Raw genomic sequence first — 9,156 nt, forward strand, 5'->3', positions numbered from 1 at the left:
CACACGGCTCCGTTTTGACGGGTAAATCGCGAGGACGGGGTTCGTTTACTGAGCGTACGCTGCCTTCTAGCCGAATTTGAATATACCAATCCGTAGGCGTCCGACGTCCGCCAACATATCCGCCATCGATCGTCCGCCGCCTAAACCTTCGCCTTGAACGGCGAGAAGTCGGTGCCTTCGTCGAACACATCGACCCCCTCGGCACGTTTGAGCGCGCCGACGACGATATAGGTGACCGGCGTCAGCAGCACTTCCCACGCCACTTTCAGGAACCATTGCGTGAACAACACGGTGATGACGAGGTTGGTCGTCCAGCCCACCGCCCCAAGGAACGCGAGCGGGTAGAAGATCAGGCTGTCGATCCCCTCCCCCGCGATGGTCGAGCCGATCGTGCGCGTCCACAGATGCTTGCCGCGCGTCATGATCTTCATCTTGGCGAGCACGAACGAATTGACGAACTCGCCCGCCCAGAACGCGGCGCAGCTGGCCAGCACGATGCGCGGTACCTGGCCGAAGATCGTCTCGTACGCCGCCTGGTTCTTCCAGTCGGGCGCGGGCGGCAGCGCCACCACGACCCAGCTCATGAACGCCATGAACAGCACCGCGCCGAAGCCGGCCCAGATGACGCGGCGAGCCCGCGCATAGCCATAGACCTCGGTCAGGACGTCGCCGATCACATAGGAGATCGGGAAGAACAGGATCCCGGCGCCGAACGGCCAATAGCCGACCCCCGGCAGCCAGACCTGCGCGACCTTGCCCGCGCCCAGTACGTTGGACAGCAACAGGATCGCGACGAACGCCGCCATGACGAAGTCGTAATAGCGGAAATGGTGGACAGTGTTGGCCGTCACGGCGCGCAGCGCGGTCGATTCCCCCTCGGTCATGGCGACCGTTATGATCAAGCTTGCGTTCGCCCGCAATCCGCGTCGAGGGCGTTGCCGCTCGCGCGCAAACGCCCTAGGCGGAAATCGGGCGCCCGTAGTTCAACTGGATAGAGCACGAGCCTTCTAAGCTTGGAGTTGCAGGTTCGAGTCCTGCCGGGCGCGCCATTCCTCGACCGCTGGCGCTCGACATGCATCCGATCGGCGATCGGCGCGTTGTGTTCGACATGACCGATCTCGATCGCGGCGACGCGCCTTTTCTGTTCGATCCCGAACGCCGCTTGCGGTGCTATATCGCGCATGAGCGCGATATAGCGTCGACGCAAGACGACCCGGCTCGCCGAGCACGCCACCTTTCCCGTGCGCGCGCCTTGTCCGCCCGGCTCCCCCAATCGGCGTGCGAACGGCTGCTGCTCATCATGGGCTGAAGGGTGACGCCGCTCGCCTTGTAACCGCAGGCTGATTGGTGGAGAGCGCAGGATAATCCACCATGCCGGAAAGTCCGCGATGCGCCTCCCTTTCGTCACCTCCGCTTTGTTGATCGCCTCGGCGGCGATCGCGCCCGCCGCGACTGCCGCCCCCGACGCGCCGTCGCCGATCCTGACCAGCCCAGACGCGAAGGACGTGCTCAGCTATGCGCGGCCCGAGATCGCCCGCGTCACCCATGTCGATCTCGACCTGACCGCCGACTTCAAAACGCACATCATGCGCGGCACCGCGACGCTGGACATCCTTGCCCGGCCCGACGCGCGGGAGATCGTCCTCGACGACAAGGACCTGGTCATCTCGCGGATCACCGACGCGCGCGGGCGTCCGCTCAAATGGGCAGTCGGCGCGAGCGACGATTACAAGGGCGCGCCGCTGACGATCGAGATCGGTACCGCGCGGCGGATCGTCATCACCTATCGGTCCGATCCCAAGGCACGCGCGCTCGGCTGGCTGGCGCCGGCGCTGACTGCGGGAAAAAAGAAGCCCTATCTCTTCAGCCAGGGCGAAAGCATCAACAATCGCAGCTGGATCCCGACCCAGGACAGCCCCGGCATCCGCCAGAGCTGGTCGGCCAAGATCACCGTCCCGTCCGACCTGGTCGCGACGATGAGCGCCGAGCGGCTGACCCCAGCCGGCATTCCCGCCGCGCGCGGCTGGCGCAGCTATCGCTTCCGCATGGACCACAATGTCCCGCCCTATCTGATCGCGCTGGCGGTCGGTGACCTCCGCTTCCAGGCGATCGATGCGCGCTCCGGAATCTATAGCGAGCCAAGTGTGCTGGCGAAGGCCGCGGCCGAATTGTCCGACACCGGCAAGATGGTGACCACCGCCGAGAGCCTCTACGGCAAATATCGCTGGGGCCGCTACGACGTGCTGGTGCTGCCGCCGTCCTTCCCGTTCGGCGGGATGGAGAACCCCACCCTCACCTTCGCGACGCCGACGATCATCACCGGCGACAAGTCGAACGTCGACGTCATCGCGCACGAACTGGCGCATAGCTGGTCAGGCAATCTCGTCACCAACGCGACCTGGTCGGATTCGTGGCTCAACGAGGGGTTCACGACCTATTTCGAGAACCGGATCGATGAAGCGCTATACGGCAAGGAGCGCGCGGCGACCTTGGCGGATTTGTCATGGGACGACCTTCAGCGCGACCTGAAGGCGGCGCCCGACGCCAAGGCGACGCGACTGCATGGCGATCCCGAAGGCGTGTACGGCGAGCTCGATTACACCAAGGGTTCGACCTTTCTGCGCACGATCGAATATACTGTCGGCCGAGCGCACTGGGACGCCTATCTGCGGTCCTATTTCGATCGCCACGCCTTCCAGCCGCAGACGACCGCCGGCTTTCTCGCCGACCTGCGCACCAATCTGATCAAGGGCGATCAGGCGCTCGAGGCGAAGCTGCAGCTCGACCAGTGGGCGTACGGAACCGGCCTGCCGGACAATGCGGTCCATGTCCGCTCGGCGACGTTGGCCAGGATCGACCAGACCTTGGCCTCGGTCGCGGCCGGTGCGCCGATCCATTCGATCGATGCGTCGCGTTGGTCGACCCAGGAATGGCTGCGGTTCTTGAACGGCCTGCCGCGCCGGCAATCGGCGGAGCGACTGGCCGAGCTCGATCGCTCGCTGGGACTCTCGACGTCGAGCAATGCCTATATCCGCTCCGCCTGGCTCGTGCTCGCGATCGGCAATCGCTACGAGCCCGCGGTCCCGTCGATCGCACAATATCTGCCCAGCGTCGGGCGCGGCCTGCTGATCCTGCCGGTCTATGCCGCGCTCAAGGCACAGGGCGACTGGGGGTTGCCGATCGCGCGCAAAGTCTATGCGACCGCGCGCCAGGGATATCATCCGACAATTGCCGCCGCGATCGACAAGATGCTCGGCCCGAAAGCGTAGCCCTTCTCCGACGAATCCCGATGATGGAACGAGAGATTTCCCGTACGCGCAGCGTCGGTGACGACGGGTCGCCGCTGGTCGTGATCGAGTATCAGCATGTCGAACGCCGCCAGACCGATAGCGGCGAGCGCAGCTATCCGGGCGCGCGGCGATGGGCGCTCGCCAGCGGCGAACCGGTGCGGCCGCTGGGCGACGGCGTTTGGGAAGTGATTGCCACGAGCGAAGTGGTGAGGCGGGTATGATCGTCTCGCCAACGGTTGACGCGGGCGCGCCATGCGTCGATCGCGCGGGCATGACGTCCAATCACGCTCCCCATGACCGCGCCTGGGCCGACGAAGCGGTCCGGCTGATCGAGGCCGACTATAATCGCTCGGCCGACACGCATCTCATCCCGATCCCGCTGCCGCGGTTTCCGGGCGTCCAGCTCTATCTGAAGGATGAATCGAGTCATCCGACGGGGAGCCTGAAGCATCGCCTGGCGCGCTCATTGTTCCTTTATGCTTTGTGCAACGGCCGGGTCGGCCCCGACACCACGATCGTCGAGGCGTCGAGCGGATCGACCGCGGTGTCGGAGGCCTATTTCGCCCGCATGCTCGGGCTCGATTTCATCGCAGTGGTGCCGCGCGCCACCTCGGCGGAGAAGATCGCCGAGATCGAATTCTATGGCGGCCGGCCGCATTTCGTCGAGCAGGCGGTCGAGGCTGCCGGCGAGGCCGCGCGGCTCGCGAACGAGCTGGGCGGCGTGTTCATGGATCAGTTCACCTTCGCCGAACGCGCCACCGACTGGCGCGGCAACAACAATATCGCCGAATCGATCTTCGCCCAAATGGCACTCGAACAGCATCCGATCCCGCACTGGATCGTGTGCGGCGCAGGCACCGGCGGCACCTCGGCGACGATCGGCCGCTATGGCCGCTACCGCCGGCTCGCGACCCGGATCTGCGTCGCCGATCCCGAAGGATCGGTGTTCCACCGCCATTGGGCCGACCGCAATGTTGCCAAGCTCGATCGCTGCGCCAGCCGGATCGAGGGGATCGGCCGCGCGCATGTCGAGCCGTCGTTCGTGCCGGAGGTGATCGATCGGATGGAGATCGTGTCCGACGCGCGCAGCATCGCCGCGGCGCGGTTGCTCAGCGAGCGGCTTGGACGGCGCTGCGGCGGGTCGACGGGCACCAATTTATGGGCCTGCGCGACCTTGGCCGAGGAGATGGCGGCCGCGGGTGTCGAGGGATCGATCGTCACCATATTGTGCGACGACGGCAATCGCTATGCGTCGACCTATTTCGACGATGCGTGGCTCGACCAGTGCGGGATCGACTGGAAACCCGAGGCGCGCGATCTCGCGGACCGGCTGGGCTGGAACGGCGGCTGAACCGCAGTGTCTACAGCCGCGTCGCCCCAGCCGCGCGGACATGGTCGAGCGTCGGCATGCCGTTGACCGCCATCATCAGATCGGCCTCGGCCAGGATGCATTTGAGGACGTGCGCCGCGCCTTCGGCGCCGTCGAGCGCCAAGCCGTAGATGAACGGCCGTCCTACCCCGACCGCGCGCGCCCCCATCGCCAGCGCCTTGATCACGTCACTGCCCGAGCGGATGCCGGAATCGAACCACACCGGCACTTCCCCCGCTGCCCCGACCACACCCGGCAACATGTCGATCGCGGCGATCCCGCCATTGGCCTGGCGTCCGCCGTGGTTCGAACAGAAGATCGCATCGGCGCCCATGTCCACGGCTTTGCGCGCATCCTCGGGATGGCAGATGCCCTTGAGCACGATCGGCATCTTGGTGACCGACTTGAACCAGGCCATGTCGTCCCAGGTGAGCGGCCGCGCGAACAGCGAGCCCCATAGCATGACGGCTTCAGGCAGCGCGTGAGCGGGGTCCTTGCCCAGCAGCTTGCGGAAGACCGGATCGACGAAATAGTTGGTTAGGACATGGCCGCGCAGTTGCGGGAAATTGCCGGCGTTGAGGTCGCGCGGGCGCCAACCGGTTACCCAGGTGTCGAGCGTCACCACCAAAGCGCGATAGCCCGCTGCTTCGGCCCGACGGATCAGGCTCTCGGCCAGATCCCTGTCGCGCGGCGTGTAGAGTTGAAAGAAACCCGGCGTGTCGCCGAGATGCGTCGCCACGTCTTCCAGCGTGTCATTGCCCAAGGTCGAGACGGTCATCGGCACGCCGGTCATCGCCGATGCTTTGGCGGCGGCGATATCGCCATGCTGGTCCTGGCCGCAAATGCCGGTCACGCCGATCGGGCTCATAAACAACGGGCTGTGATAATTGTGGCCGAGTATCTCGGTCGACAGATCGCGGCTGGTCGTGCCGACCATCATCCGCGGCACCATGCCCCAATGATGGAACGCAGCGGCGTTCTGGTCCTGGGTCCATTCGTCGCCGCAGCCGCCCTGGACATAATTGAGCACGTGCGGCGGCATCGCCGCGGTCGCGCGCTGGACGAGCGTGGCATAATCGACCGGCACTTTCGGCAGCACCCCGCGCAGGCCGGCGCCGTAGATTTCGTTCTGATAATCGCCGAAATGCGGCATCGTCCTTCTCCCGTTCAGCGTCTTATCGCGGCGGATCGCATGGCGTCGCCGAATAGCGTGGCGCCGGCGCCGGTTGCATCACGCCGTTGACCTCGACGAACGTTCCGCGCGCCTTGTTGTGGGGATGGTCCGCCACTTCGTCCCAGGCGAGGACCGGTGCGAAGCAGATGTCGCTCGCCTCCATCGACGCGCACCATTCGTCACGCGTCTTCGTCCGGAATATTTCGGCCAGCCGCGCCTTTTGCACGGGCCATTGCGAGCGATCATATTGGCTATCGAACAGCGGATCGCCGGCCAGTCCGAGCGCCTCGCGGAGCAGCGCGTAGAATTGCCCCTCGATCGACCCGATCGCGACGAACTTGCCGTCGGCGGTCTCGTACGTGTCATAGAACGGCGCTCCGGTATCGAGCAGGTTGGTGCCGCGCGTGTCGCCCCAGATTCCCTGGGCGCGGAATCCCCACATCATCGACATGAGCAACGCCGACCCGTCGGTCATCGCGCAGTCGATCACTTGCCCGGGCGCGCCGTTCTTCACCGCCAGCAACGCGCTGACCATGCCGAAGGCGAGCATCATCGCTCCGCCGCCGAAATCACCGACCAGGTTGATCGGCGGCGTCGGCTTTTCCCCCGCGCGGCCGAGCGCGCCGAGAACTCCTGACAAGGCGATATAGTTGATGTCGTGCCCGGCAGCCGCGGCATAGGGTCCGTCCTGGCCCCAGCCGGTCATCCGGCCGATCACCAGCTTGGGATTGTCGGCGAGCAGGATATCGGGACCGATCCCCAGCCGCTCGATCACGCCGGGCCGGAATCCCTCGATCATCCCGTCGGCGGTCTTGAGCAAGTCGCGGAGCGTCGCGATGTCGTCAGGCGATTTGAGGTCGAGTGTTTCGATTGTCCGCGACCGCAGCAGCGGATCACCGCCATGGCGCGCGGTCGGCCCGCGGGGGTCGCCGTCCGGCGCCGGCCGATCGATACGGATCACTTCCGCACCGTGGTCAGCAAGCATCATGCCGCAGAACGGTCCGGGGCCGATCCCGGCGAGTTCGACGATGCGGATGCCAGCGAGTGGACCGGGCATGGGTTCTCCTGCTTCTTACACGTCACCCCGGCCTCCCGTTGGACCCCGGCACAAGGCCGGGGTGACGGTTGAGCGTGAGGCTCGGCTGTCCTCCTTATCACCTCACCGCGGCGCCATGCGGATGGCGCCGTCGAGGCGAACATCCTCGCCGTTGAAGTACGAATTCTCGATCATCGTCAGCGCGAGCTGCGCATATTCGGGCGGATTGCCCAGCCGCTTGGGGAACGGCACCGATGCGGCGAGCGCGTCCTTCACATTCTGCGGCGCGCCCTGCATCAGCGGCGTCTCGAAAATGCCCGGCAGGATCGTGTTGATGCGGATGCCCTCGTTCATCAGGTCGCGCGCGATCGGAAGGGTCATGCCGACGACCCCGCCCTTCGATGCCGAATAAGCCGCCTGGCCGATCTGGCCGTCCTCGGCAGCCACCGACGCGGTCATCACCATCGCCCCGCGCTCGCCATCCACACCGGGCTCGAGCGTCAGCATGCCCGCGGCCGACTTGGCGACGCAGCGGAAAGTGCCGATCAGGTTGATCTGGATGAGCCAGTTGAACGCTTCCAGCGGGAAATGCTTGATCGATCCGTCTTCCTTCGATCGGCTGGCGGTCTTGACCGCATTGCCGGTGCCCGCGCAGCAGACCAAAACGCGCTCCTGGCCATGGGCGGCACGTGCCTTGGCGAAGCCGGCGTCGACGCTGTCGTCGCTGGTCACATTGACCTCGCAGAACACGCCGCCGATCTCACTGGCGAGCGCTTCGCCTTTCTCCGCCTGCAGGTCGAAGATCGCGACCTTGACGCCTTTTGCGGCGAGCGCCCGCGCGGTCGCCGCGCCAAGCCCCGAGGCGCCGCCGGTGACGACCGCGGCTACCGAATTATCGAGCTTCATTCTTCTCTCCCGTCGCCCCGGCGAAGGCCGGGGCCGCTATGTTGTAAAGTGCCGCCGGCGGCCCCGGCCTTCGCCGGGGCGACGCGGGACTACAATCGCTCGATGATCGTCACATTGGCGATGCCGCCCCCCTCGCACATCGTCTGCAACCCCCATTTCTTGTCGCGCGCCTTCAGCGCATGGAGCAACGTCGTCATCAGCTTGGTGCCCGACGCCCCCAACGGATGGCCGAGCGCGATCGCGCCGCCATTGACGTTGAGCCGCGCATGGTCGCCGCCCAGCACCTGGAGCCAGGCGAGCGGCACCGGCGCGAACGCCTCGTTGACTTCGTACAGATCGATATCCTCGATCTTCATGCCAGCTCGGGCCAGCGCCCGCTGCGTCGCGGGCAACGGTTCTTCGAGCATGATCACCGGATCGCCGGCGGTGACGGTCAAATTGTGGATCCGGGCCAAGGGGGTCAGGCCGTGATCCTTGAGTGCGCGTTCGCTGACGATCAGCACGCCCGAGGCGCCGTCGCAGATCTGGCTGGCCGAGGCCGCGGTCAGCACGCCGCCTTCCTGGAGCAATTTCACGCTCGCCATCGATTCGGCCGTCGCGTCGTAGCGGATGCCCTCGTCATGGACGTGGAGGACGGTGTTCCCCTCCTCATCGACGATCTCGATCGGCACGATCTCGGCGTCGAACGCGCCCGCTTGCGTGGCGGCGGCGGCACGTCTGTGGCTTTCGAGCGAGAAGGCGTCGAGCTGCTCGCGGCTGAAGCCGTATTTCTGCGCGATCATCGCGGCGCCGATGAACTGGCTGAACCCCTGAACGCCGTAGCGGTCCTTGATCTTCTGAGACCACGGCCCAATCCCGATGCCGAGCTGCGCGGGCGCCGAGCTGGCGAGGCCCATCGGCACGCGCGTCATGCTCTCGACCCCGGCGGCAAGGACGATGTCCTGCGTACCCGACATCACCGCTTGCGCGGCGAACTGGATCGCCTGTTGTGAGGAACCGCATTGGCGGTCGATCGAGACGGCGGGAACGCTGTCGGGAAGCGACGAGGCCATCACCGCGCTGCGGCCGATATGCGCCGATTGCTCGCCCACTTGCATGACGCAGCCCAGGATGACGTCCTCGACCGCGGCGCCATCGATACCGGCGCGCTCGACCACTGCATCGAGCACCTTGCCCGCGAGGTCGGCCGGGTGCCAGTCCTTGAGCTTGCCGCCGCGCCGCCCGCCCGCGGTCCGCGCCGCCGACACGATATATGCCTCCGCCATCCTCACACTCCTCATTATCCGTTTCAGTTAGCCACTGGTTTACGCATGCGGCAAGCGCATTTTCGTGTGGACGGTATGTCCCTTACGTGTATTGGCACCGTTCCTCCCCTCATCAT

General features: G+C 65.8%; 9 protein-coding genes and 1 tRNA gene. 5 read left to right on the forward strand and 5 right to left on the reverse strand.

Annotation, left to right across the window (positions count from 1 at the left end; genetic code table 11):
- Window positions 1-140: 140 nt before the first annotated feature.
- On the reverse strand, window positions 141-884 hold the full coding sequence (locus tag AC1DRD_RS14365) for a queuosine precursor transporter (protein WP_478041872.1): 744 nt from the start codon (window positions 882-884) through the stop codon (window positions 141-143).
- Window positions 885-972: 88 nt separating this feature from the next.
- Between AC1DRD_RS14365 and AC1DRD_RS14370 the strand changes: the two genes are divergently transcribed.
- From AC1DRD_RS14370 to AC1DRD_RS14390, 5 genes are all read left to right on the forward strand, one after another.
- Window positions 973-1,049: transfer RNA gene (locus AC1DRD_RS14370), tRNA-Arg, on the forward strand.
- Between the two features lie 23 nt (window positions 1,050-1,072).
- Complete coding sequence (locus tag AC1DRD_RS14375; RefSeq protein WP_478041873.1) at window positions 1,073-1,309, forward strand: hypothetical protein; 237 nt, start codon at window positions 1,073-1,075, stop codon at window positions 1,307-1,309.
- Window positions 1,310-1,388: 79 nt separating this feature from the next.
- Window positions 1,389-3,269, forward strand: a complete 1,881-nt coding sequence (locus AC1DRD_RS14380; protein ID WP_478041874.1) for a M1 family metallopeptidase — start codon at window positions 1,389-1,391, stop codon at window positions 3,267-3,269.
- A 23-nt stretch (window positions 3,270-3,292) separates the two neighbouring features.
- Complete coding sequence (locus AC1DRD_RS14385) at window positions 3,293-3,511, forward strand: hypothetical protein (protein WP_478041875.1); 219 nt, start codon at window positions 3,293-3,295, stop codon at window positions 3,509-3,511.
- Window positions 3,512-3,561: 50 nt separating this feature from the next.
- Window positions 3,562-4,641, forward strand: a complete 1,080-nt coding sequence (locus AC1DRD_RS14390; RefSeq protein WP_478029516.1) for a PLP-dependent cysteine synthase family protein — start codon at window positions 3,562-3,564, stop codon at window positions 4,639-4,641.
- 10 nt (window positions 4,642-4,651) lie between these two features.
- Here the strand turns inward: AC1DRD_RS14390 and AC1DRD_RS14395 are convergent, their stop codons facing one another.
- The 4 genes from AC1DRD_RS14395 to AC1DRD_RS14410 form a co-directional block, all read right to left on the reverse strand.
- Window positions 4,652-5,812, reverse strand: a complete 1,161-nt coding sequence (locus AC1DRD_RS14395; protein ID WP_478041876.1) for an alpha-hydroxy-acid oxidizing protein — start codon at window positions 5,810-5,812, stop codon at window positions 4,652-4,654.
- 22 nt (window positions 5,813-5,834) lie between these two features.
- The gene (locus AC1DRD_RS14400; protein WP_478041877.1) at window positions 5,835-6,890 is read right to left on the reverse strand and encodes a CaiB/BaiF CoA transferase family protein; all 1,056 of its coding nucleotides are present in this window, start codon (window positions 6,888-6,890) and stop codon (window positions 5,835-5,837) included.
- 102 nt (window positions 6,891-6,992) lie between these two features.
- Window positions 6,993-7,775: an SDR family NAD(P)-dependent oxidoreductase gene (locus tag AC1DRD_RS14405; RefSeq protein WP_478041878.1), complete on the reverse strand. Its 783-nt coding sequence runs from the start codon at window positions 7,773-7,775 to the stop codon at window positions 6,993-6,995.
- 89 nt (window positions 7,776-7,864) lie between these two features.
- Window positions 7,865-9,040 (reverse strand): acetyl-CoA C-acetyltransferase, encoded by a 1,176-nt coding sequence (locus AC1DRD_RS14410; protein ID WP_478041879.1) that lies wholly within the window; start codon window positions 9,038-9,040, stop codon window positions 7,865-7,867.
- Window positions 9,041-9,156: the final 116 nt, after the last annotated feature.

The sequence above is a fragment of the Sphingomonas sp. P4_G2 genome (genome assembly GCF_056401155.1).

Coding starts and splice junctions, on each gene's coding strand:
- AC1DRD_RS14365 (WP_478041872.1), bottom strand. CDS start 884: ATGACCGAGGGGGAATCGACCGCGCTGCGCGCCGTGACGGCCAACACT.
- AC1DRD_RS14375 (WP_478041873.1), top strand. CDS start 1,073: ATGCATCCGATCGGCGATCGGCGCGTTGTGTTCGACATGACCGATCTC.
- AC1DRD_RS14380 (WP_478041874.1), top strand. CDS start 1,389: ATGCGCCTCCCTTTCGTCACCTCCGCTTTGTTGATCGCCTCGGCGGCG.
- AC1DRD_RS14385 (WP_478041875.1), top strand. CDS start 3,293: ATGGAACGAGAGATTTCCCGTACGCGCAGCGTCGGTGACGACGGGTCG.
- AC1DRD_RS14390 (WP_478029516.1), top strand. CDS start 3,562: ATGACGTCCAATCACGCTCCCCATGACCGCGCCTGGGCCGACGAAGCG.
- AC1DRD_RS14395 (WP_478041876.1), bottom strand. CDS start 5,812: ATGCCGCATTTCGGCGATTATCAGAACGAAATCTACGGCGCCGGCCTG.
- AC1DRD_RS14400 (WP_478041877.1), bottom strand. CDS start 6,890: ATGCCCGGTCCACTCGCTGGCATCCGCATCGTCGAACTCGCCGGGATC.
- AC1DRD_RS14405 (WP_478041878.1), bottom strand. CDS start 7,775: ATGAAGCTCGATAATTCGGTAGCCGCGGTCGTCACCGGCGGCGCCTCG.
- AC1DRD_RS14410 (WP_478041879.1), bottom strand. CDS start 9,040: ATGGCGGAGGCATATATCGTGTCGGCGGCGCGGACCGCGGGCGGGCGG.